The sequence below is a fragment of the Actinomadura sp. GC306 genome (genome assembly GCF_004348665.1).
Taxonomy (GTDB): domain Bacteria; phylum Actinomycetota; class Actinomycetes; order Streptosporangiales; family Streptosporangiaceae; genus Spirillospora.
In genome coordinates this window covers 1-22,192 of sequence record NZ_SMKM01000090.1, presented here as the reverse complement: position 1 = coordinate 22,192, position 22,192 = coordinate 1, and the positions used below count along the sequence as shown (strand labels likewise).

The window sequence follows — 22,192 nt, the reverse complement described above, 5'->3', positions numbered from 1 at the left end:
CGTTCGGTGGTTTTGGCGAAGGGGAAACACCCGGTTCCATTCCGAACCCGGAAGTTAAGCTCTTCAGCGCCGATGGTACTGCATGGGAGACTGTGTGGGAGAGTAGGACGCCGCCGGACTCATATTGCAGGAAGGGCCTCGCCGTTGTGGCGGGGCCCTTTCTCATTTTCGTAGACTTCTCAGTCGTCCAGCATCGCTTTCGCGTAGTCGGCAAGTGAACGGTTGTAGGTCGGTAGATGCCGGGCGAGTGCGCCCAGTGCGAGTGACGCGGCCTCCCGGTCGCGGCCGAGATCGGTGAGCGCGAGTGCCAGGAATGCCGTAACGGCGTCGTCGAGCTCGTCGGACACCGCATCGCGTTCCGCGGTCAGCAGAGCGACGCCTTCTTCGGCCTGGCCCAGGTTGCGGAGCGTGCTGGCGTATTGAATCGTCGCTGGACGCCTACGCTTCTCATCGAGGCCGGCTGTGAGGGCCCTGCGGTAGTGCGTGGCGGCCTCCGCCTCGTTACCGATCGCGTCATGGGCGGACGCCAGTTCGTAGTCGGCGACGGCATCCTCGGTAGGAAGCTCGGCGGTGAGCTCCTTGACCTTGGTGAGGAAGTCCTCGGGCTCGTGGTCACCAAAGGTGGCCCAGAGTTCGGCGATCCGCCGTTCCCAGTCCGGCTCCGGATTGATCATCGACCAAGTCTCCAAGGCAGGTCGCTGCCTCGGAGACCGGGGTGAGACTGGTGAACCGAGAGACGCAACGGTTGTGCAACGTGCGATAGGTGAGAATTCAATAGCCCGGCGATGGTCGGGCCTTGGTCGCGCCGGGGCCAACCCACACATCTGCACCGGCGCGGCCACCCATCTTCAGCCGCCGCTCGCACGCACATCGCTTTATGCACAATTCTCCGGCCGTGCTCGTCCTCGGCGCGATGCGTTCAGCAACCGAAGAAGGCAAGGCCGCGGCGATCAGCAGGATGCAGACGCGGTGTCGGTCTTGGGCTTCCCTCGGACGTTGGGGCGCTGCTCGACCACCTCGCCGGGAACCCCGTGACCAGCCAGCCAGTCGGATGCCTCCCATCGCCAAATGTTCGCTGAGCTGATGCATCTACCGCGAGCTGTCGACGCGGGGCCCGTGGCACCGACATCACGGCTGGTGGTGTGCCCGCGCCGCCGGCTGAGTCTGAAGACCGTTGCGGCGTAGCCCTGCAACCTTGCCAGTGAATACTGGCCGGATCGCGCCAAAGGTCTTTTCGTGATCAGGATCAGGTGTTTGTATTCATGCGAGAGGAAAACGGAAGGGGTCGAGCTCGGTCCGCTCGGGAGTCTGCCTAAAAGGTGGTCTCGCGGCGGAGCGTGACTTGCATTCCTGCCGTTCCGCGAAAAGAGAGGGTGTGCCCCCCGCATGTTCAAACCCGCCATTCGCACAATTGTCGTGCTGTCATCGACGCTCACACTGGCGGCAGGAGTGCTGTCGGTGCCGGCCTCAGCGGATGAGGGGGCCCAGGCACGTCTTGCGGCCCTGCCGAGCTGCACTCACTTCTCCGCACGCAAGGTCCAGAACGGCGCCGTTCGCTTCCCGTCCGTCGGGGCGAACACCCTGCAAAGGAACTGCAAGCTTCAGCAGGGCGACCACAACTGGGGCGTGGTGGCGTTGCAGCAATGGCTGCTGTACTGCAACGGCGCCAAGCAAGTCGAAGTCGACGGAATCTACGGCCCGGTCACTCGGGACGTCATCACGTGGATTCAGGCGGTCAAGGGGCTGACCGTCGACGGCATCTACGGTCCGGAGACGAGCCACGCGCTGGAGAAGACTGTGTTCGTCGACAACAAGGTCGTGGGCTGCGTCTGAGCCTTCGAGGGAAGCAGGCCGGTCAGGCTTGACTGCCCGGCCGGCCTGTTCGGGCCGACGTGCATGCTGGTCAGGGGACGGTGGCGTGCTTGATGTGGTGGGTGAAGGCGGCCCATTCGGTGGTGGTGAAGTGGAGGACGGGGCCGTCGGGGTCCTTGGAGTCGCGGGCCCCGACGCCGTGGCCGTCCAGGGAGGCCACTTCGATGCACGAGCTGTTGTCGTCTTCGCCGGAACTTCGGCTGCTCTTGCGCCACTCCAGTCTCGTACGGTGACGTCCTGCCATGATGTCCTTGCTCCCGACGTGCATGCTGGTCAGGGGACGGTGGCGTGCTTGATGTGGTGGGTGAAGGCGGCCCATTCGGTGGTGGTGAAGTGGAGGACGGGGCCGTCGGGGTCCTTGGAGTCGCGGGCCCCGACGCCGTGGCCGTCCAGGGAGGCCACTTCGATGCACGAGCTGTTGTCGTCCACTCCGCCACTTCGGCTGCTCTTGCGCCAGTTGAGGTGAGAAGAATCGTGTCCGGTCATGCGCGCCTCGATCTTCCCTTCGTCAGGGGTCCAGCTCGCAGGCCAACTGCTCGATGCGCACCCGGGAGGCCGTCTCGGTGAGTGCGGCAGCGCGCAGCCTGTCATAGACGAGGATATATCCCCCCACAGCTGCCGTGTCGTCCACGAAACGGGACTCGATCGTGTCGTCGATATGAACTATGTCGCCGCCGAGGGACGGAACAGTGAGGATGTTGAAGCTGCTCAGCGCCGGATGTGCGCCGACCGCATGAGGCAGTATTTGGAGCTGTATCCGGTTGAGGTTGACCTCATCGATGAGATGGCGCAATTGCCGCCGCATCACCGCGGAGCCGCCCACAGCCTGACGGAGGGCGCCCTCGGCGACGATGGCGTGCACGTCGGGGGGAGGTCGCCGATCGAGGATCCGCTGTCGTCTGATCCGTACGTCGGTGAGGCGCTTCACTTCTAGCGCGGTGCGTTCCGGTCGTCCTTCGGCGAAGATCTCTCGTGCGTAGTCGGGAACTTGGAGCAGCCCCGGGAGGAACGTGCTCTCGAAGGCTCGGATTCGGTCCGCCTCGTTCTCCAGGCTGATGAAGTTGGGGTACGCGGTGAGGACGTCGCGGTAGCTCTGCCACCAGGATTCGCGGGGGGTGCGAGTTAGGGCGAGGAGGGCTTCGCGGCGGGCGGGGTCGGTGATGCCGTAGGCGTCGAGGATGGGTGGCAGGTCGCGTTCGGGCAGTCTGGCCTGGCCCTTTTCGATGCGGCTGATCGAGGAGACCGACCGGTTCAGGAGTTCGTGGGCCTTCTGCAGGGTGAGGTTCTGTTCGAGGCGGATGTGTCGCAGTTCGAGTCCGAGGCGCACGGTGCGTACGTCCGGGACTGCCTCCTCCGGCATTGGCACTCCCTCCGTGACCGTCCGATTCCATTGTGTGTTCTTCGTCCGGTCGACGGGCGGGAACGCCAAGATCAAAGAATTCCCGGGCTGGGAATTCCCGGTGTCGGGTGATCGGGCGGTGGCGGGAGTGGCCGCCTGTCCATGCTGGCGCGTGCCGCGTTACCGAAAGTGAAGCGGCGTTTCGCAACGTGTCGGACATGGGAGGGCGAATGGCGGCCATGGTGGTTCTCGGGGCGCTGACGGTGGACCGGGACGCGTCGTCGGTGGCGTTGCTGCGGCGGTACGTGGGCGGCGCGCTGGAGCTCGAAGGGGTCGATGCCGGGGATGTGCAGCTCATCGTCAGCGAGCTGGCGACGAACGCCGTCGCGTATGGGGGAGGCGGAGACACGCGTCTGGGCCGAGGTCGTTCGCAGCAGTTGCCGGTGACGGATGGTTCCCGCATGTTCGGGCTGATTCCGCCTGATGGCTTCAGCGGACGCCGTAGGCTGCTCGGGTGAGTGAGAAGCTGTGGCAGATCGAACCGTCGGGGCCGCTGCGCGGTGACGTCACCGTGCGGGGGGCGAAGAACGCGGTCAGCAAGCACATGGTCGCGGCGATGCTGGGGGACGGGCCGAGCACCATCGGCAACGCCCCGGACGTCGGCGAGGTCGGCATCACGGCGGGCATGCTGGAGCACGTCGGCATGACGGTGGAGCGCGCCAACGGCGACGTGACGGTGGTGCCGGGGCCGGTGACGGACCCGAGCGTCGGCAAGGCGTTCACCGGGCTGAACCGCATCCCGATCCTGATGCTCGGGCCGCTGCTGCATCTGGCGGGCGAGGCGTTCGTGCCGATGGTCGGCGGCGACCCGATCGGCAGGCGCCCCGTCGACTTCCACGTGGACGCGCTCCGGTCCTTCGGGGCCGAGGTGACGCACGAGGCCGACGGGATCCACGCGCGGGCGTCGCGGCTCGTGGGCGCGCGGATCGAGCTTCCGTATCCGAGCGTCGGCGCGACCGAGACGGTGCTGCTGGCGGCCGTCCGGGCGCAGGGCAAGACCGTCATCCGGAACGCGGCGACCGAGCCGGAGATCATCGAGCTGGCGCTGTTCCTGCAGCGGATGGGGGCGCGGATCTCGTTCGCGCCGGACCGGCGGATCGTGGTGGAGGGCGTCGAGCGCCTCAACGGTGCGCTGACGCGGCTGGAGGGCGACCGGATCGAGGCGTTCTCCTACCTGGTGGCGGGCCTGGTCACCAGGGGGGAGGTGCGGGTGCACGGGTGCCCGCAGGACCGGCTGGTCACCGCGATCACGACGCTGGCCAGGATGGGCGCCGAGTTCCAGATCACCGACGACTGGATCATGGCGTCGGCGCCGAACGGGCTGCGGCCCTCGGCCGTGCAGACCGACACGCACCCCGGGTTCGCGACCGACTGGCAGACCCCGCTGATGGTGCTGTTCACCCAGGCGGAGGGCATGTCGGTGCTGCACGAGACCGTGTACGAGAACAGGCTCGCGTACGTGCCGGCGCTGCAGAGCATGGGCGCCGAGATCGAGGTCTACGACACGTGCCTGGGCGGGCCCGCGTGCCGGTACCACGACACGGCGGCGCTGCATTCGGCCGTGGTGCGGGGCGTGAGCAAGCTCCGCGGCGGCGACGTGACCATGCCCGACATCCGGGCCGGGTTCTCGGCGGTGCTCGCGGCGGCGGTGGCGGAAGGGCCGTCGACGCTGCGGGGCGTCCACCACATCGAGCGCGGCTACCACCGGCCGGTGGAGCAGTTCCGCGCGCTGGGCCTGGCCCTGCGGGCGGGTGCTAGCAGCTGACCGTCGCGGTGGTGCCCGGCCAGGTGAACGTGAGCGCGCCGCCGACCGGGAGTTCGCGCCAGAGCGGCGCCGTCTCGTCCAGGCGCTGCAGGACGCGGTCGATGACGGGCGCGTCCTCGGCGGGGATCCGCCGGGGTCCGGACCATTCGGGGGCCTGCGCTCCGGCGCGGCGGCGCCAGGCGAGGTCGCAGAGGCCCGCGAGGTGCTCCGACCTGGCCATGTCGCCCCGGTCGGTCCGGCGGAGGGACGCCTCGCGCTTCTTCAGCCTGCGCTGCTCGCGGGCCCGGCTGCGCGGGTCGCCGGGCGTTTCGGCGACCGCCCTGAACTCGCCGCCGCCCGCCGCGGCCCGCCCGTAGACGCCGGACGACAGCCCGAGATCCGCCTCGACCAGGTAATGGACGAGGTCGTGCGGGATGTCGTCGTCGTAGCCGGGCGCGGGATCCATCCGGCGGGGCTCCCGGCCCGGGAGCGTGACGACGGTCGCGTACCGGCGCTCGCCCGTGCGCTCGAAGCTGACCTTCATGCCGCCAGGCTAGAGCGGGCGTCCGGCGGCGCGCATTCCAATTTCGGCCGGTGCCGGAGGACGGAGGTGATGGCCGGAAGGTACAAGACGGGACGCCGGAGTGGCGGGCACGCTTGAGGCATGGATTTGAAGAGGGCATCCGACTTCATGGCCACCCACGCGCGCACGCTCGACCGGCGCCGGTTCGAGGTGCTGACGGGCCAGGGCGATCGGGACGCGCTGCTCGCCGCGCTGAACGGCTACCGCAACCCCGACGGCGGCTACGGCCACGGCCTCGAACCCGACCTGCGGTCCAGAACGAGCCAGCCCGGCCCCGCGCTGCACGCCTTCGAGGTCTTCGAGGAGCTCGCGCCCGTCACCGCGCCCGAGGCCGCCGCGCTGTGCGACTGGCTGGAGTCGGTGACGCTGCCGGACGGCGGCCTGCCGTTCGCGCTGCCGATCTCCGACCCGGCGGGCTGCGCGCCGTTCTGGACGGGCGCCGATCCGGCGGCGTCCTCGCTGCAGATCACCGCGGTGGTGGCGGCGATGGCGCACCGGGTCGCCGTCCACGACAAGGCGGTCGCCGCGCATCCCTGGCTCGGCCGCGCGACCCGCTTCTGCCTCGATGAGGTCCGGAAGAGGAAGGGCCTGCACGTCCTGGAGCTGGCGTTCGCGGTGTGGCTGGCGGATGCCGTCGAAGACGGCGGGACCTTGGCGCTGCTCGGCGCGCAGATCCCGGAGAGCGGTTTCGTCCACGTCGAGGGCGGGCTGGACGACGAGATGATGCGGCCCCTGGACTTCGCGCCGCGTGCCGGCCGTCCCGCTCGGGCGCTGTTCGCCCCGGAGGTCGTGGCGGAGGAGCTCCGGCGACTCGACGAGCAGCAGTTGGACGACGGCGGGTGGTCCGTCGACTTCGCCAGTTACTCGCCCGCCGCGGAGCTCGAATGGCGCGGGTACGCGACCGTCAAGGCGGTCTCCGTCCTGACCGCCGGCATCTGACGCCGGAACGCGGCGGGCCGGGGACGCCGTGACATGCTGTGAGATGCAGGTCACATCCGATCCGACGGAGGCTCCCGATGGACAACGGCCCTGGTCACACGGCACTGAGCCCGCTCGCGTTCCTCAAGCGGTCGGCGGAGGTCTTCCCCGGGAAGACCGCCTACGCCTACGGCGACCGCCGCGTCGCGTACCGGGAGTTCGCCGCCGAGACGACCAGGCTCGCCAACGCGCTGCGGGCGTCGGGGATCGGGCCGGGAGACCGGGTCGCCTACCTGGCGCCGAACGTCCCGGAGCTGCTGGTGGCGCACTTCGCGGTGCCGCTCGCCGGGGCGGTGCTCGTCGCGATCAACACGCGGCTGGCGGCGGAGGAGATCCGCTACATCCTCGACCATTCGGGGGCGAAGGCGCTGGTCGTGGACGCCGGCCTGCATCCGTCGGTGGCGCCGCTCGCGGGCGCGCTGCCGCGGGTCGTCACGGTCCCGGCCGCCGGTGCCGGGCCCGACCCGGCGGTCGGCGGCATCTCCTACGCCGACCTGCTGGCGCGCGGTTCGGACGACCCGCTCGCCTGGGAGGTGGCCGACGAGAACGCCGCCATCTCGATCAACTACACGTCCGGCACCACGGGACGTCCGAAGGGCGTCGTCTACACGCACCGCGGGGCGTACCTGAACGCGCTCGGCGAGGTGATCCACTCGCGCCACACCCCGGACAGCGTCTACCTGTGGACGCTGCCGATGTTCCACTGCAACGGGTGGTGCACGCCGTGGGCGCTCGCCGCGATCGGCGGGACGCAGGTGTGCCTGCGCGCCGTCGCTGCGGGGGAGGTGTGGCGGCTCATCGACACCGAGGGCGTCACGCACCTCAACGCCGCGCCGACCGTGCTGGTGGCGATCGCGAACGCGGCCGAGGCGCATCCGCTGGAGCGGCCGCTGACCGTCACGACCGCGGGCGCGCCGCCGAGCCCCACGATCATCGGGCAGATGGAGGAGCTCGGGGCCGGCATCGTCCATGTGTACGGGCTCACCGAGACCTACGGGCCGTACTCGGTGTGCGAGGCGCAGCCCGGATGGCCCGCGCTGCCCGCGCCGGAACGGGCCCGGCTGCTCGCGCGGCAGGGCGTCGGGATGATCCAGACGGACGGGCTGCGCGTCGTCGACGAGGAGATGAACGACGTCCCGGCCGACGGCGAGACGCTCGGCGAGATCGTCATGCGGGGCAACAACGTCATGAAGGGGTACCACCGGGACGAGGAGGCCACCGCGAAGGCGTTCCGGGGCGGGTGGTTCCACTCCGGCGACCTCGGCGTCCGGCACCCGGACGGCTACGTCGAGCTGCGCGACCGGTCCAAGGACATCATCATCTCCGGCGGCGAGAACATCTCCACGGTGGAGGTGGAGCGTGCGATCGACTCGCACCCGGCGGTACTGGAGGTCGCCGTCGTCGCGGTGCCGGACGAGAAGTGGGGTGAGCGGCCCAAGGCGTTCGTGGTGCTCCGCGACGGGCACGCCGCCACGGCGGCCGAGCTGATCGGGCACGTCCGGGAGGGCCTCGCCCGGTTCAAGGCGCCCGACGCGGTGGAGTTCGTGGCCGAGCTGCCGAAGACGTCCACCGGGAAGATCCAGAAGTTCCAGCTCCGCGAGCAGGAGTGGGCCGGCCTGGGGCGGCGCGTCCAGGGCTGACGGCCCCGGGTGCCGGCGACGCGGAAACGCCCGCCGCACAAGGGCTCCGCAGGTGAGGACCGGCCGTTCGGGGGAAGTGTTCCCTGGGCGGAGGCCGGGGTCCGGCCGCCGACGCGTGAGAAGGGAACGGGATGGCGCCCACCGGGAAGCCGACGGGAAACGTGCTGATCGTGGGGGCGGGCCCGACGGGTCTCCTGCTCGCGGGCGACCTGGCCGCGGCCGGGATCGGCTGCACGGTGCTGGAACGCCGCGACGAGGAGACGAGCAACCTCACGCGGGCGTTCGCCGTGCACGCCCGCACACTGGAGCTGCTCGACGCGCGGGGCGTCGCCGACGACCTCGTCGCGACGGGCCGGCGGGTGGACGCGGTGCAGGTACTGCGGACCACGAGCCTCGACCTGTCGCGGCTGCCGGGCCGGTTCCCCTACGTGCTGGTCACGCCGCAGTACGAGACCGAGCGCGTGCTGCGGGAACGGGCGGTGGCCGAGGGCGCGGAGATCGTGCACGGTGCCGAGGTCGTGGGGCTGCGGCAGGACGCGGCGGGCGTCGACGTCGAGGTGCGGACGCGGGGCGGCGACACGCTGACCCGCCGCGCGTCCTACGTCGTCGGGGCCGACGGCGTCCGCAGCACCGTCCGGCGCCTGCTGGGCCTTCCGTTCCCCGGCCAGGCCGCCGTCCGGTCGGTCATGCTCGCCGACGTCCGGCTGGCCGACCCGCCGCCCGACGTCCTGACCGTCAACGCGGTGGGGGACGCGTTCGCGTTCCTGGCGCCGTTCGGGGACGGCTGGTACCGGGCGATCGCCTGGAACCGGCGCCACCAGCCGCCCGACTCCGAGCCCGTCGACCTGGCCGAGCTGCGGGACGTGACGCGCCGCGCCCTCGGCACCGACCACGGCATGCACGACCCGCGCTGGACGTCCCGGTTCCACAGCGACGAGCGGCAGGTCCCGAGGTACCGGGTGGGCCGGGTGTTCCTCGCGGGCGACGCCGCGCACGTCCACTCGCCGGTCGGCGGGCAGGGCATGAACACCGGCGTCCAGGACGCCGCGAATCTCGGCTGGAAGCTGGCGGCGCAGCTGCGGGGCTGGGCGCCGTCGTGGCTGCTGGACAGCTACCACGAGGAGCGGCACCCGGTCGGGCGGCTCGTCGTGCGCGGCAGCGGCGCCGCGCTGCGGTTCGTCCTCGCCGAGCCGCGCTGGGCGCGCCGGCTCCGCGTCGGCGCCGCGTGGGCGGCGACGCACACCCGGCCGGTGGCGCGGCGGCTGGCGGGCGCCGTCTCCGGCATCGACATCTCCTACCCCGCGCCGCGCGGCGCCCACCGGCTGACCGGGCGGCGCGCGCCGGACGTGCCGCTGGCGGGGAGCGCGGGGCGGCTGTACCGGCTGCTCGGCGACGGCCTCTTCGTGCTGGTCGTCGCGGTGAACGACCCGGCGGTGAGCTACCTGGCCGCCAAGCGGTGGGCGGGCCGCGTGCACTGCGTCCCGGCCGGCGGCGTGACCCGCACGACCGTGCTGGTGCGGCCGGACGGGTACATCGCGTGGGCGACCGACGAGACGGCGCCGGACCGGCGGGCCGCGGCGATCCGCGACGCGCTGAACCAGTGGTGCGGGCAGCCCGTGGACAGGCACCTCAACGAACCGCGCGCGGGAACCGGCGTCACCGGCGACGGCCGCCCCAGGGAGGACCGGAAGTCCTGACCCGGGGCGGCCGTGAAGGGCGGCGATCCTCGCCGGGGCCGCTCAGTAGCGGCGCTCCTCGCGGCCGTAGCCGAGTTCCTCGGCCACGTCGGCGACGTTCTCGTACTCGCGCTTGGGCAGCGTCCGCAGCTCCTCGACGGCGCCGTCGGGGGCCCCGCCCTCCGCGGCGTGCCGGACCAGCTCGTTCGGCCGCGCCGGGTACCGCACGCCCGTCAGCATCCGGGCGAGGGCGCTGCGCCCCTCCACGTCCTGCGCGGACATCCCGGGCGGGGAGCCTTCCCGGGCGTCGGCCGACGCCGTGGTCGGGTCGTCGGGGTCGTCGGCCGAGAACGGCTCGGTCTCCTTGAACTCCTGTGCGTGGGTGGGATGACCGCCGCTGACCATGCCCTGCGTCTCCCGCTCGATCTGCTCGTCCAGCTTCGCACCGTACTTGTCGCTCTTGTCCGGCATCGTGCGTCACTCCTCCCTGCGCGGCTACCGGACGGATCGTTCCCGGGCGGCCATGCCCAAACATGCGGCCGGCCCCGCGGCGGGGGGGGGGTACGGTGTGGCGCATGCTGCCGCGGGAGGGCGTGAACGCCGTCAGGGTCGTGGTCTCCCTGCTGGTCGCCGGGGAGTACGCCGAGCTGGAGACGCTGACCGAGGGGCGCCGGCTCAGCGCGTCCGGCATGTCCGAGGCGATCGGGGGACGCGGGCTCGACCTGATCAGCCCGCCGGAAGACGCGTTCGGCACGCTCGACGCCGTCGGCGTGACCGGCGCCGGGGCGTCCTCCGGCGGGCGGCGCGGGTTCCGCGTGACGTTCCCGCTGTGGACGGCGCAGGAGGGCCGCTCCGCCCTGAACCTGTACCTCACGCTGTCCGAGGTCATGGACGGCGTGTGGACGGTGGAGCTGGACCGGATCGGCGCCCCCTGACACCCGCCCTCGGGACTACGACAGCCGCATCATCCGCAGCACGCGCCGGACCAGCGACTTCTGCTCGGCCGCGGCCGGGGTGTCGGCCTCCGGCGCGGCGTCCCCGTCGGCGGGACCGCCCGCCGGGCCGGCGGGCCGCGTCGGCGGGTCGTCGGCCAGCTCGTAGTTGACCGGCAGCGACCGCAGGCCGCGCATCATGGGTGACGACCGCCACGGCAGCTGGTCTGCGGGCAGGGCGAGCCGCACCCCGGCGAACCGCTCGAACAGCCGCTCCACCGCGATCGTGGTGATGGTGGTGGCGAGGTCGCGGCCGAGGCACGCGTGCGGCCCGGCCCCCCACGCCAGGTGCGCGCGGGAGCTGTAGATGGAGTCGGGCGTCATCGTGCCGGTGAAGGCGGGGTCCAGGTGGGCGGCGGCGGGCGACAGCATCACCGGGTCGCCGGCGGCGATCAGGAACCGGCCGACGCGCACGTCCGTCTTCGGCCACCGGAACGTCAGGTTCGCCATGGGCGGGCTGGTGATCGCGGCGCGGTTGACCGCCTCCGGGAGCATCCCGGCGGAGATGCTGTCGCGCACCCCGGTGTCCCCGGCGATCACCTCGGCGATCGTGTTGCAGACCAGCGTCCCGGTGTAGTCGCCGACCAGCCCGATCAGCATGGTCATCTCGCGGGTGAGCTCGTCGACGGTCAGGTCCGGCACCGCGGCGATCATGTAGGACGGCAGGTCCTCGCCGGGGGTGGTCAGCTTGGCCTGGCAGATCGCGGCGACCTCGGCGGTCAGCCGCGCGGACGCCTCGGCGGCGTCCGGCCCGGCGTCCAGCATCCGCCACATGTCCATGATGATGTCGTCGCCGCGGCCGGGCTCGGCGCCGAGCAGCCGGCCCACGATCATCAGCGGCAGCGGCCGGGCGTACTGGGCCGACAGGTCGGTCCACCCGGTGCGGCCGCCGCTCTCCGACAGCACGGTGATCAGCTCGTCGGCGTACCGCCGGATGGCCCGCTCCAGCTCCTTGGCCTGGGGCCGCGTGCGGTCCTGGAAGGGGCGCAGGCCCTCGCTCCAGGCGCCGCGGAGCCGGGTGAGGTCGGGACCGTCGCGGAACACCGAGTTGTCGATCTCGAAGGCCGGCAGCAGCGGCCAGTCGGCCGGGACGCGCCCCTCCCGCCGCGCCCGCCAGGAGTCGAGCCGCTTGCTCCAGATGCCGCGCGTGTCGCGCAGGATGTCGAGGGTCTGCGGGTAGCCGATCACGAGCCACGCCGGCACGCCGAGGACGTCGACCGGCGCGACCGGCCCGTACTCGGCGCGGAGGCGCTCGTAGAAGAGGGTGGGACGGGACTCGTAGTCGCGGTTGACCAACGGCTGGACGGCGAGCGACTCCAGCGGCGGGTGTGCGGGCGCGGTCTCTGCGTGCGGCGTCTGGGGCTCCACGCCGACACACCTTAGGAGAGATCCTTTCGCGATGACCGGGTGATGGTGAAATATCCGGCCGGTCGATCTTCCGGCGGGGCGGCATGGCCGGTCCCGGCCGCTTGTGTGAGGCTGGTGGCGTCCCTACAAGAGCTGGAGGTCCGCATGGCCGACTCGTCAGGAGCGCCGGAGGACGGCGAGGACGACGTGAAGCGCAGGTTCCGGGAGGCCCTGGAGCGCAAGCGCGGAGGGGCGGGCAAGAACGCCGGCTCGGCGGGCAGGAACGGTCCCAAGGTGCGCGGCACCCACGACCGTGCCGACCACCAGCGGCAGTTCCGCCGCAAGAGCGGCTGACGAGGCCGCCCCGTCCCGTGACCCCCGCGCCTCCGCGCGGGGGTCGTTCCGTGCGACCCGCTCCATGCGCCCGTTCCACGCGCCCTCCGCCGGGGTCCGCCCGCCGCGGGCGCCCGTGTCAGCCCTTGTACAGCTGCTTCGCGTAGTTGTCCGGGGCGTAGTACCGCTCCAGCTCCTCCACGCTCTCCTTCGCGTACCGGAGGTCGGCGACGATCTGGGCGTGCGAGGGCAGGGCGTCCGGTTCCCAGCTCTCGGGCTTCCACAGCTTCGAGCGCATGAGCGCCTTCGCGCAGTGGAAGAAGATCTGCTCGATCTCCACGATCAGCGCGAGCGCGGGGCGGTGCCCGTTGACGACCATCTCGTCGAAGAACGGCGCGTCGCGGACGAGCCGGGCCCGGCCGTTGATGCGCAGCGTCTCGCCGCGGCCGGGCACGAGGAAGATCAGCCCGGCGTGCGGGTTGCTCAGGACGTTCAGGTAGCCGTCGGCGCGCCGGTTGCCGGGCCGCTCCGGCACGGCGATCGTCGTGTCGTCGATGACGTGCGCGAACCCGGGCGGGTCGCCCTTGGGGGAGACGTCGCAGTTGCCGTCCGCGTCGCTGGTGGCGATCAGGCAGAACGGCGAGCGGGCGAGCCAGTCGCGGTCCCGGGCGTGCAGCCTCACCCGCTCCTTGGCGACCGCCCGCGGCATCGGCGCGCCGAGGATCTCGCGCAGCTCCTCGGGGGAGGTGATCGTCGTGGACTCGGGGACGAGCGTCATCGCCGCTCCTTCCGGGAGGGAACCGGAAGATCAGCCTAACCGGCGGCATTCCACCCGACGGCCGCGCCCCGGGGCGCGCCCGTCGGGTGAAAGGCGGCGTTTCTCAGGAGGAGTACTCGTCGTCGTACTCGTCGGGGTAGGGCAGCTTGCTGCCCGCGGGCATGCCGCCCGAGCCGCGGCCCTTCGGCTCCTCCCACTCCTCCTGCCGGCCGAGGGCCGTCAGGTCCAGGAAGTAGTAGGCGCCGCCGACCTGCTCCGCGCCCCGGGCGAACATCGAGTAGGTGTGGTAGACGGTGTCGCCGTCCCGCAGGAAGCAGCTCGTGCCGGGCAGCTCCATCGGGCGCTCGCCCTCCGGCGGCAGGGGCCGGTAGTTGTACTCCTCCGGCGCCACGGACCCGTCGAGCGTGACGTGGTAGTCGTAGTTGAAGTCGCTGCCGTACGAGGAGTACCAGGGGAACACCCAGCCCATCTCCGCCTTGAACGGCGCGATCTTCGACAGCGGGGCCCGGGAGACCGCCGCGTAGGTGGTGTCGCGCTCGTTCAGGTGCCGCAGATGGCCGATCGAGATCTCGGCGAGGCCCGACGAGCAGCTCCGGCAGGCCCGGTCCCACTCGGGGTCCCACATCACGTGCCCGAGGATGAGCTGGCGGCGGCCGTGGAACAGGTCGAGCAGGCTCGCCTTGCCGTCCGGTCCCTCGAAGACGTAGTCCTCATCGACCCGCACCATCGGCAGGCGGCGCCGCTCCGTGTTCAGCGCGTCGCGTGCGCGGGTGAGCTCCTTCTCCTTGTCGAGCAGCCTCTTGCGTGCGGCCGTCCACTCTTCGCGAGAGACGACGTCGGGGAGCGCCATCGGTATGTCCTCCGTCCGAAACGGTCCATCGGTGGTTCATCCGATGCGGACCTGCGGGGCCGCGGAAACTCATCGCTCCCGCCGCTTCCGTTCCGGACGGGGCGGTCAGCGCCGCACGGCGTAGCGGCGGACTCCCGCCTCGTCGTGGGCGTCCAGGACGCCCCTGTCGGCCAGGACGTCCAGGTGGGCCTCGATCTCCAGGACGGCCAGCATGCGGCTGAAGGTGTCCAGGTCGTCCAGGGTGCGCTTCCTGCGCGTCCACGGCAGCGCGGCGGCGACCTCGAAGGCCGTCGTGTGCCCCGCCCGGACCTCCGCGGCGGCGGCGTCGAGCCGCTCGGCGTGGTGCTCCAGCAGCTCGTCGACCCGGGTGTGCACGCTCGGCGTCACCGGGCCGTGCGCGGGCAGCAGCAGCGTGTCGGGCATGTCCCGGACGAGCCGCAGCGACTCCAGGTAGCTGCGCAGCGGCTTGCGCTCGGGCTCGGTCTCCAGCCCGATCGACGGGGTGATGTGCGGCAGGACGTGGTCGCCGGCGAACAGCAGCCCCGCGGCGGCGTCCCGCAGCACGACGTGGCCGCGCGTGTGGCCCGGCGTGGCGAGGACGTCCAGCCCGCGGGCGGTGAGGCCGATGCGCTCCCCGTCGTCCAGCCACGCGTCGGGCAGGGTGTGCGGGATGTCCCGCTCGGAGCGGTCGATGGGCAGGTTCGCGATCTCGTCGGCGAGGCCGGGCGCGCCGCAGCGGCGCAGCATCTCCACCTGCCGAGGGTGCAGGCCCTGGGCGACGTCGAACGCCTCGATCGAGTGCCGCTCGCCGCGCCCGATCCGCACCCGCGTACCGAACGACTCGCGCAGCGCGAGGGCCTGCGAGTAGTGGTCCCAGTGCGCGTGCGTGACGAGGAACTGAGCGACGTCGTCGAGCCCGTGGCCGAGTGTGCGGAGGCCGCGCTCCAGGGTCGCCCGCGTGTCGTCCATCGCCCAGCCGGAGTCCACGACGACGAGCCCGGCGGAGTCCTCGATGACGTACACGTTGACCGCGTGCAGCGACGGGATCGGCAGCGGCAGCGGGATGCGGTGCACCCCCGGCGCCACGAGGTGCGCGCCCGGTTCGGTCCAGTCGGTCTGCTGTTGCACGGCCGGTGCCGTCACCGCGCGCCCCCCGTTGTCCGCTCGGCCGCCGTACCGGCGGTTTTCGAATCTCGTTCCAATTTAAAGTACTCGATGTCGTCCGTCCCTTCCGCCGCCGGGGGTGGTCAGCCGTGCCGCGCGTCCTGGTCGGCGGCCCGGCGGGCCTCCCGCGCGGCCTCCCGGGCGTCCCGCGCCTCCTCCTCGGCACGGGCGCGGTGCTGCGCGGCGCGCTCGGCCCGGCGCAGCGCCGCGTCCCGGTCGGCGACCGCCCGCTCCAGCTCGTGGCGCAGCCGCCCGACCTCGGCGGACGCCTCCTCGGCCGCCCGGTCCGCCTCCGCGGCCCGCTCCCGCCGTTCCGTGAGCCTGCGCTCGGCGGCCTCGGCGCGCTTGCGCAGCGTCTCCGCCCGCCGCGCCCGCGCCCCGGTCGTCCGGGTGACGTTCGACCGGCCCCGGCCCTTCGCCCGGACGGGCTTCTCCTCCTCGGCGGGCTTTCCGGCGGGCGGCTTCTTCTTGGCCTTCGGCACGCCGGCCTTCGGCTCGGCGCCCTCCTTTCCGTCCCCGGGCGCCATGGGGAAACCGGCGGGGACGAAGCCCGTGTGGCTGCGCGGCTGGGAGAGGCGCCCCTCGCGCACCTCGCCGGCGATGTCCGCGTCCACGGTGGCGGCCTGGAGCGTGTCCTCCACCTCGCGCAGGGCCTGCTCGCGCAGCGGGTTGCCCGCCTCGGCCGCGAGTTCACCCGCCGCCCGCACCAGCGAGCCGCCAGCCGGGCGCGCCGCTGCTCCAGGTCCCCGAGCCCGCCGCCCGAGCCCCAGGCCGCGCGGATCTCGGCGCCGACGTCCAGCAGCCGTTCCAGGTCGTCCGCCGCCGAGCGGGCGAGGAGGTTCACCGCCCACGCCGACAGCGTCGGCCGGCGCAGCGCCCCGATCCGCTTGGCGAGGTCCCGGTCGCCCGCGTCCTTCGCGTCCTGGGCCAGCCGCTTCCTGACCGCCACGAACTCGGACGGCGCGACGCCGTACAGCTCGCCGGCCGCGCTGGAGAAGTCCACGCCTGATCTCTACCCACCTGACCGCACCACGCCCGGCCCCGGCCGGGTTCAGCGGGTGTCGAGGAACCGGTCCAGGACGCGGGTGCCGAAGGCGAGCCCGTCCAGCGGGACGCGCTCGTCCACGCCGTGGAACATCCCGAGGTAGTCCAGGCCCGGCCCGAGGCGCAGCGGAGCGAAGCCGTAACTGGTGATGCCGATCCGGTGGAACGCCTTGGCGTCGGTGCCGCCCGCCATCACGTACGGGACGGGGCGGGCCGCCGGATCCTCGGCGCGGAGCGCGTCCGCGAGCGCCGCGAACGTCGGCCCGGCCGGGTCGGCGGCCGGCGCCTCCTCGTGGTTGATGAACTCCCGGGCGACCTTCGGGCCGAGCAGCCGGTCGACGGTGGCGAGGAACTCCTCGCCCGTCCCGGGCAGGTAGCGCCCGTCGACTTGCGCGGTCGCCGTGCCCGGCACGACGTTGACCTTGTATCCGGCGTCGAGGCGGGTCGGGTTGGCGGTGTTGCGGATCGTCCCGGCGAACAGGCGGCCGGCGCCGCCGAGGCGCACCGCCTCCTCGTCCAGGCGGCCGTGGTCGATGGTGGTGCCGAGCGCGTCCGCGAGGCCGTCCAGCAGCGCGCGGACACCGGGCGTCAGCCGGACGGGCCACGGGTGGGCGGCCAGCCGGGACACAGCGTGCGCGAGTTCGGCGACGGCGTTGTCGGGCGCGGGCTTGGAGCCGTGCCCGGCGGTGCCGCGCGCCGTGAGCCGCATCCACGCCGTGCCGCGCTCGCCGGTCGCGACGGGGTAGACGCGCACCTCGCCCGCGTCCACGCTGAACCCGCCGGACTCGCTGATCGCCTCGGTGCACCCGGTGAAGAACTCGCGGTGCTCGCGCGCGACGTACCGGGAGCCGTACTCGCCGGTGCACTCCTCGTCGGCCAGGAACGCCAGGACGAGGTCGCCGCGCGTCCGGCGCCCCTCGCGCAGCCGCCGCCGGACGACGGCGAGGGTCATCGCGAGGCTGCCCTTCATGTCGATGGCGCCGCGCCCCCACACGCACCCGTCGCGGACCTCGCCGGAGAAGGGGGGAACGGTCCACTCGGCCGGGTCGGCGGGCACCACGTCCAGGTGGCCGTGGACGAGGAACGCCGGATGGCCCGGATCGGTGCCGGGCAGCCGGGCCAGCACGCTCGCGCGGCCGGGCGCGGACTCCACGATCCGCGGCTCGGCGCCCGCCTCGGCCAGCAGCGCGGCGACGTGCTCGGCGGCCGGCCGTTCCGGGCGGGCCGCGCCCTCGCCCCGGTTGACGGTGTCGAACCGGATGAGGTCGGCGCAGATCGCCGCCGCCTCGGCCGCGGCCCGGCCGTCGTCCGTCCTCATCGCTTGCCGCACCCCCGGGCACCGCTCCTGAACCGCGGCTTCATTCTTCTGCCACCCCCGCCCCGGCGATGCTGATCAAGACGTCTCGATCCGGTCTCGACTCCGTGAGTTCCGTATCCAAAGCGTCACCGAGAGTACGACCCTCCGGGCAATCTAGGTGCGGCGGCGGGTGGCCGGGCACCCGCGGCGCGAGGCGGCGACGGGCGGGAGGACGATGCGAAGCCAGAGGGGTGCCGGAAGGAGTGCGCGCGGGGGGACGGCGGGACTCGCCGCGGTGGTGCTGGCGGCCTCGCTCGGGCTCGCGGCCTGCGGCGGCGGCGACGCCGGGGCGAGCGACGGCACGTTCATCGCGGGCCACTCCGAACCCGACCACCTGATGCCCGCCGACACGACCAGCAGCTACTCCTTCGACGTGATCAGCGAGCTGTTCGACAACCTGATGACGCTGGACCGCGGCGGCAGGGCCGTCCCGCTGGCCGCCGAGTCGGTCACCTCGGACGACCAGCGGACCTGGACGATCAAGGTGAGGCCGGGACAGCGGTTCCACAACGACGAGCCGGTGACCGCGCAGAGCTTCGCCGACGCGTGGAATCACGCCGCCTACGGGCCGAACGGCATGGCCGCCAACGACTACTTCTCCCACATCGAGGGGTACGCGGCGATGAACCCCGAGGACGCGGGCGCCGAGCCGGAGGCCGGCACGCTGTCCGGGGTCGACGTCGTCGACCAGCACACCCTTGAGGTGACGCTCAACGACCCGTTCAGCCAGTTCCCGCTGCTGCTCACCTACCCGGCCTACGCGCCGATGCCCAAGGCCGGGCTCAAGGACCCGAAGGCGTTCGACGAGCGCCCCATCGGCAACGGCCCGTACATGATGGGCGGGGAGTGGGAGCGCAACAAGCAGATCAGGCTCGTCGCCTTCCCCGGCTACACCGGGCCGCGCAAGCCCAGGAACAAGGGCGTGACCTGGAAGAGCTACTCCAGCGCCGACACCGCCTACACCGACCTGCGGGCGGGCGCCCTCGACGTGCTCCAGACCATCCCGTCCGGCAAGGTCCCCGAGGCGAGGAAGGTGCTCGGCGACCGCTTCATCACCGGCGAGGCGGGCACGATCGACTACCTCGGCTTCCCGCTGTTCGACGAGCGCTTCGCCGATCCGGACCTGCGCAAGGCCATCTCGATGGTCATCGACCGGGAGGGCGTCAACAAGGCCGTCTACAACGGCGACTACACCCCGGCCGACTCGCTGCTCCCGTCCATCATCCCCGGCCACCGCGACGGCGCCTGCGGCGAGCCGTGCACCTACGACCCGGTGAAGGCCAAGGCGCTGTTCGACAAGGCCGGCGGCTTCGAGGGGACGCTGGAGCTGTACTTCTCCAACGCGCAGCCGACCTACGCCCAGTGGATGCGGATCGTCGCGAACTCCCTGCGCGACAACCTCGGCATCCAGGACATCGAGTTCCGGCAGGTCCCCGCGTCCGACTACTTCGCCATGCTGCGCGCCCGGGAGGAGAAGGGCCCGTTCCGCCAGAACTGGGAGGCCGACTACCCGAGCCCGCAGAACTACCTGGAGAACATGTGGGGCTCGGGCGACAACCGGATGGGCTGGGAGAACGAGGAGTTCGACGCCCTCATCGCCGAGGCGAACCGGACGGGCGACGAGCAGAAGGCCATCGAGCTCTACAACCGGGCGGAGGACATCGCCATCCGCGAGATGCCGATGATCCCGCTGTGGACGTGGGCGCGGCAGGCCGGGCACTCCGAGAACGTCGGCGACGTCACCGTCACGCCGTTCGCGACGGGTCTGCTCGCCCACGAAGTGACGGTGAAGTAGGCCCCGATGTGGCGCTACGCCGTCCGTCGGCTCCTCCAGGCGGTCCCGGTCTTCTTCGGCACCACGCTGCTCATCTACGCGATGGTGTTCGCGCTGCCCGGCGACCCGATCCAGGCGCTCGCCGGGGACAAGCCGGTCCCGGACAACGTCCTGCGGACGCTCCGCGACCGCTATAACCTGAACGACCCGCTGCTGGTGCAGTACGCGAAGTACATGTGGGGCCTCGCCCAGGGCGACCTGGGCGAGAACTACACCGGCCAGAGCGTGTCGGACATGCTCGGCGGGCGCTGGGCGGTGACCGCGCGGCTCGCGCTCACCGCCTGGATCTTCGAGCTCGCCGTCGGGATCGCGCTCGGCGTGTGGGCGGGCCTGCGGCGCGGCAGGCTCGCCGACACCCTCGTCCTCGGCGGGACGACGCTGGTGATCGCGGTGCCGGTGTTCGTCCTCGGCTACATCGCGCAGATCGCGTTCGGCCTGCACTGGCAGGTCTTCCCCACCGCCGGGACAGAGGACGGGTGGCCGGTGAGCTACCTGCTGCCCGGCATCGTGCTCGGCTCGCTCGGCCTGTCGTACGTGGCGCGGCTCACCCGCACGAGCCTGGCGGAGAACCTTCGCGCCGACTACGTCCGGACCGCGCGGGCGAAGGGCCTGCCGAAGGCGCGGGTCATCGGGCGGCACACGCTGCGCAACTCGCTGATCCCGGTCGTGACCTACCTCGGCGTCGACTTCGGGAACCTGATGGGCGGCGCGATCGTGACCGAGGGGATCTTCAACCTGCCGGGTGTCGGGCAGCAGGTGTTCCAGTCGATCCAGCTCAAGGAGGGCCCGGTCGTGGTCGGCGCGGTCACCGTGCTGGTGCTGGTCTTCCTCCTGGTCAACCTGGCCGTGGACCTGCTGTACGGGGTCCTGGACCCGCGGATCGGGTACGAGCGGGGGGCCCGGAGTTGACGGTCGGGGAGGCGCGGGCCGAGACCGCCGCGGAGGCGGCCGGCGAGGCCGGCCGGGCGTCGCTGCGGGCCGACGCGTGGCACGACCTGCGGCGCCGCCGGACCTTCTGGGGATCGGCGGCGACCCTCGCCGCGGTCACGGCGATGGCGGCCTTCCCGGGCCTGTTCACCGGCACCGCGGCCAACGAGGGCTGCGACCCGAACTCGGCCAAGCTCGGCCCGTCCCGCGAGCACTGGTTCGGCACCGACCTCGCCGGCTGCGACTACTACGCGCACGTCGTGCACGGCGCCCGGCCCACGCTGCTCATCGGCGTCGCGGTGACGCTGTCCGCGCTGGCGATCGCGGTGCTGTTCGGGACCCTGTCGGGCTACTACGGCGGCGTCCTCGACACGGTGGTCTCGCGGCTGACCGACGTGTTCTTCGGGCTGCCGTTCGTGCTGGGCGGCACCGTGATCCTCGTCGCGTTCCCCGGGCACGGCGTCGGCGCGATGACGCTGGTGCTGGTGCTGCTCGGCTGGACGACGATGATCCGCATCATGCGGGCGCAGGTCATCGCCGTCCGCGACGCCGACTACGTGCAGGCCGCGCGGCTGCTCGGCGCGTCCGACCGCCGGGTCATGGCCCGGCACGTCCTGCCGAACGCGATCGCCCCGGTGATCGTGGTCGCCACCCTCAACGTCGGCAACGTGATCGTGGGCGAGGCGACGCTGGACTTCCTCGGCGTCGGCCTGCAGTACCCGCAGGTCTCCTGGGGCCTGCAGCTCGGCCAGGCCAAGGACGCCTTCATGGTCCACCCGCATCTGCTGATCTTCCCCGCGGCGTTCCTGTCGGCGACGGTGCTGAGCTTCCTGCTGCTCGGCGACGCCGTCCGCGACGCCCTCGACCCGAAGCTGCGGTGAGCGATGACCGGAGAACACGACGATGACCGGAGAACATGACACGGTCCCGGCGCCGCGGCCGGCGGAGCCGCTGCTGGCCGTGGACGACCTGCACGTCCGCTTCCGGGTGCGGGGCCGCGACGTGCACGCCGTGAACGGGCTCTCCTACACGCTCGCCGAGGGCGAGACGGTCGCGATCCTCGGCGAGTCGGGGTCGGGCAAGAGCGTCGCCGCGCAGGCCGTCATGGGCATCCTCGACGCCCCGCCCGCCCGGATCGAGCGCGGCTCGGTGCGGCTGCGCGGCGAGGAACTGCTCGGCATGCCCGAGCGGCGCCGCCGCGAGTACCGCGGCGAGCGCATCTCCATGATCTTCCAGGACGCGCTGACCGCGCTGAACCCGGTGTTCACCGTCGGCGACCAGATCCGCGAGATGTACCGGGTGCACCGCGGGCTCGGCCGCCGCGAGGCCCGGGACCGGGCGGTCGAGCTGATGGAGCGGGTGCGGATCCCGTCGGCGGCGCGGCGGTTCGGCGACCACCCGCACCGGTTCTCCGGCGGCATGCGGCAGCGCGCCATGATCGCGATGGCGCTCGCGCTGGAGCCGGACGTCCTGATCGCCGACGAGCCGACCACCGCCCTCGACGTGACCGTCCAGGCGCAGCTCATGCGCCTGCTCGCCGGGCTCCAGAAGGAACTGGGCATGGGCATGGTGCTGATCACCCACGACCTCGGCGTCGTCGCCGGCGTCGCCGACAGGATCGTCGTCATGTACGCCGGGTCGGTCGCCGAGCAGGCCCCCGCCCGGGACCTGTAC

24 protein-coding genes and 1 rRNA gene are annotated in these 22,192 nt (G+C 72.2%); 13 read left to right on the top strand and 12 right to left on the bottom strand.

Annotation, left to right across the window (positions count from 1 at the left end):
* Window positions 1-2: 2 nt before the first annotated feature.
* Window positions 3-119, top strand: a 5S ribosomal RNA gene (rrf, locus tag E1200_RS15260).
* Between the two features lie 60 nt (window positions 120-179).
* Here the strand turns inward: rrf and E1200_RS15255 are convergent.
* Window positions 180-674, bottom strand: a complete 495-nt coding sequence (locus E1200_RS15255) for a tetratricopeptide repeat protein (protein ID WP_165950320.1) — start codon at window positions 672-674, stop codon at window positions 180-182.
* A 712-nt stretch (window positions 675-1,386) separates the two neighbouring features.
* Between E1200_RS15255 and E1200_RS15250 the strand changes: the two genes are divergently transcribed.
* Window positions 1,387-1,833, top strand: a complete 447-nt coding sequence (locus E1200_RS15250) for a peptidoglycan-binding domain-containing protein (RefSeq protein ID WP_131952627.1) — start codon at window positions 1,387-1,389, stop codon at window positions 1,831-1,833.
* Window positions 1,834-1,903: 70 nt separating this feature from the next.
* Here E1200_RS15250 and E1200_RS15245 read toward each other — a convergent pair whose 3' ends face one another.
* From E1200_RS15245 to E1200_RS15235, 3 genes are read right to left on the bottom strand one after another with little or no spacing between them, the layout of a single operon-like run.
* Window positions 1,904-2,140 (bottom strand): DUF397 domain-containing protein, encoded by a 237-nt coding sequence (locus E1200_RS15245; RefSeq protein WP_243708580.1) that lies wholly within the window; start codon window positions 2,138-2,140, stop codon window positions 1,904-1,906.
* A gap of 5 nt (window positions 2,141-2,145) precedes the next feature.
* Complete coding sequence (locus E1200_RS15240; protein WP_131952625.1) at window positions 2,146-2,358, bottom strand: DUF397 domain-containing protein; 213 nt, start codon at window positions 2,356-2,358, stop codon at window positions 2,146-2,148.
* Between the two features lie 22 nt (window positions 2,359-2,380).
* Window positions 2,381-3,232 carry a helix-turn-helix transcriptional regulator gene (locus E1200_RS15235; RefSeq protein WP_131952624.1) on the bottom strand — a complete coding sequence of 284 codons (852 nt, stop codon included), beginning with the start codon at window positions 3,230-3,232 and terminating at the stop codon, window positions 2,381-2,383.
* A gap of 209 nt (window positions 3,233-3,441) precedes the next feature.
* Between E1200_RS15235 and E1200_RS15230 the strand changes: the two genes are divergently transcribed.
* Together E1200_RS15230 and murA are read left to right on the top strand one after the other, a co-directional pair.
* A complete protein-coding gene (locus E1200_RS15230) occupies window positions 3,442-3,729 on the top strand; it encodes a hypothetical protein (protein WP_131952623.1) in 288 nt (95 codons plus the stop codon).
* A complete protein-coding gene (gene murA / locus E1200_RS15225) occupies window positions 3,726-5,036 on the top strand; it encodes a UDP-N-acetylglucosamine 1-carboxyvinyltransferase (RefSeq protein ID WP_131952622.1) in 1,311 nt (436 codons plus the stop codon). Before E1200_RS15230 ends, murA begins: the two co-directional genes overlap by 4 nt.
* On the opposite strand, the gene E1200_RS15220 is transcribed toward murA, so the two are convergent.
* Window positions 5,026-5,559, bottom strand: a complete 534-nt coding sequence (locus E1200_RS15220) for a hypothetical protein (RefSeq protein WP_131952621.1) — start codon at window positions 5,557-5,559, stop codon at window positions 5,026-5,028. The two genes, murA and E1200_RS15220, sit on opposite strands and share 11 nt — an antisense overlap.
* 120 nt (window positions 5,560-5,679) lie before the next feature.
* Here E1200_RS15220 and E1200_RS15215 point away from each other — a divergent pair, with 120 nt between their 5' ends.
* The 3 genes from E1200_RS15215 to E1200_RS15205 all read left to right on the top strand — a co-directional run bounded on the left by E1200_RS15215 (window position 5,680) and on the right by E1200_RS15205 (window position 9,913).
* Window positions 5,680-6,537: a hypothetical protein gene (locus tag E1200_RS15215; protein WP_131952620.1), complete on the top strand. Its 858-nt coding sequence runs from the start codon at window positions 5,680-5,682 to the stop codon at window positions 6,535-6,537.
* A 77-nt stretch (window positions 6,538-6,614) separates the two neighbouring features.
* Window positions 6,615-8,216 carry an acyl--CoA ligase family protein gene (locus E1200_RS15210; protein WP_131952619.1) on the top strand — a complete coding sequence of 534 codons (1,602 nt, stop codon included), beginning with the start codon at window positions 6,615-6,617 and terminating at the stop codon, window positions 8,214-8,216.
* A 131-nt stretch (window positions 8,217-8,347) separates the two neighbouring features.
* The gene (locus E1200_RS15205; protein ID WP_131952618.1) at window positions 8,348-9,913 is read left to right on the top strand and encodes an FAD-dependent monooxygenase; all 1,566 of its coding nucleotides are present in this window, start codon (window positions 8,348-8,350) and stop codon (window positions 9,911-9,913) included.
* A 42-nt stretch (window positions 9,914-9,955) separates the two neighbouring features.
* Here the strand turns inward: E1200_RS15205 and E1200_RS15200 are convergent, their stop codons facing one another.
* Window positions 9,956-10,363 carry a DUF2795 domain-containing protein gene (locus E1200_RS15200; protein WP_131952617.1) on the bottom strand — a complete coding sequence of 136 codons (408 nt, stop codon included), beginning with the start codon at window positions 10,361-10,363 and terminating at the stop codon, window positions 9,956-9,958.
* Window positions 10,364-10,467: 104 nt separating this feature from the next.
* Between E1200_RS15200 and E1200_RS15195 the strand changes: the two genes are divergently transcribed.
* Complete coding sequence (locus tag E1200_RS15195; RefSeq protein ID WP_131952616.1) at window positions 10,468-10,827, top strand: hypothetical protein; 360 nt, start codon at window positions 10,468-10,470, stop codon at window positions 10,825-10,827.
* 15 nt (window positions 10,828-10,842) lie between these two features.
* Here the strand turns inward: E1200_RS15195 and E1200_RS15190 are convergent, their stop codons facing one another.
* Window positions 10,843-12,252 (bottom strand): cytochrome P450, encoded by a 1,410-nt coding sequence (locus E1200_RS15190; RefSeq protein WP_131952615.1) that lies wholly within the window; start codon window positions 12,250-12,252, stop codon window positions 10,843-10,845.
* A gap of 114 nt (window positions 12,253-12,366) precedes the next feature.
* Between E1200_RS15190 and E1200_RS15185 the strand changes: the two genes are divergently transcribed.
* Window positions 12,367-12,585, top strand: a complete 219-nt coding sequence (locus E1200_RS15185; RefSeq protein WP_243708579.1) for a DUF5302 domain-containing protein — start codon at window positions 12,367-12,369, stop codon at window positions 12,583-12,585.
* Window positions 12,586-12,703: 118 nt separating this feature from the next.
* Here the strand turns inward: E1200_RS15185 and E1200_RS15180 are convergent, their stop codons facing one another.
* The 5 genes from E1200_RS15180 to E1200_RS15160 all read right to left on the bottom strand — a co-directional run bounded on the left by E1200_RS15180 (window position 12,704) and on the right by E1200_RS15160 (window position 17,718).
* A complete protein-coding gene (locus tag E1200_RS15180; protein ID WP_131952614.1) occupies window positions 12,704-13,342 on the bottom strand; it encodes a pyridoxamine 5'-phosphate oxidase family protein in 639 nt (212 codons plus the stop codon).
* A gap of 103 nt (window positions 13,343-13,445) precedes the next feature.
* Window positions 13,446-14,192, bottom strand: coding sequence for a DUF899 domain-containing protein (locus tag E1200_RS15175; protein WP_131952613.1), 747 nt, complete (start codon window positions 14,190-14,192; stop codon window positions 13,446-13,448).
* A 105-nt stretch (window positions 14,193-14,297) separates the two neighbouring features.
* Window positions 14,298-15,320: an MBL fold metallo-hydrolase gene (locus E1200_RS15170; protein WP_243708578.1), complete on the bottom strand. Its 1,023-nt coding sequence runs from the start codon at window positions 15,318-15,320 to the stop codon at window positions 14,298-14,300.
* Window positions 15,321-15,439: 119 nt separating this feature from the next.
* Complete coding sequence (locus E1200_RS15165; RefSeq protein WP_131952611.1) at window positions 15,440-16,063, bottom strand: hypothetical protein; 624 nt, start codon at window positions 16,061-16,063, stop codon at window positions 15,440-15,442.
* Between the two features lie 344 nt (window positions 16,064-16,407).
* On the bottom strand, window positions 16,408-17,718 hold the full coding sequence (locus tag E1200_RS15160; RefSeq protein ID WP_131952610.1) for a M20/M25/M40 family metallo-hydrolase: 1,311 nt from the start codon (window positions 17,716-17,718) through the stop codon (window positions 16,408-16,410).
* 214 nt (window positions 17,719-17,932) lie between these two features.
* Here E1200_RS15160 and E1200_RS15155 point away from each other — a divergent pair, with 214 nt between their 5' ends.
* The 4 genes from E1200_RS15155 to E1200_RS15140 all read left to right on the top strand — a co-directional run.
* Window positions 17,933-19,552, top strand: a complete 1,620-nt coding sequence (locus E1200_RS15155) for an ABC transporter substrate-binding protein (RefSeq protein WP_131952609.1) — start codon at window positions 17,933-17,935, stop codon at window positions 19,550-19,552.
* 6 nt (window positions 19,553-19,558) lie between these two features.
* On the top strand, window positions 19,559-20,500 hold the full coding sequence (locus E1200_RS15150; RefSeq protein ID WP_131952608.1) for an ABC transporter permease: 942 nt from the start codon (window positions 19,559-19,561) through the stop codon (window positions 20,498-20,500).
* Window positions 20,497-21,399 carry an ABC transporter permease gene (locus E1200_RS15145; protein ID WP_243708577.1) on the top strand — a complete coding sequence of 301 codons (903 nt, stop codon included), beginning with the start codon at window positions 20,497-20,499 and terminating at the stop codon, window positions 21,397-21,399. Before E1200_RS15150 ends, E1200_RS15145 begins: the two co-directional genes overlap by 4 nt.
* Window positions 21,400-21,421: 22 nt before the next feature.
* A partial coding sequence (locus E1200_RS15140; protein WP_131952607.1) for an ABC transporter ATP-binding protein occupies window positions 21,422-22,192 on the top strand: 771 nt, incomplete at its 3' end.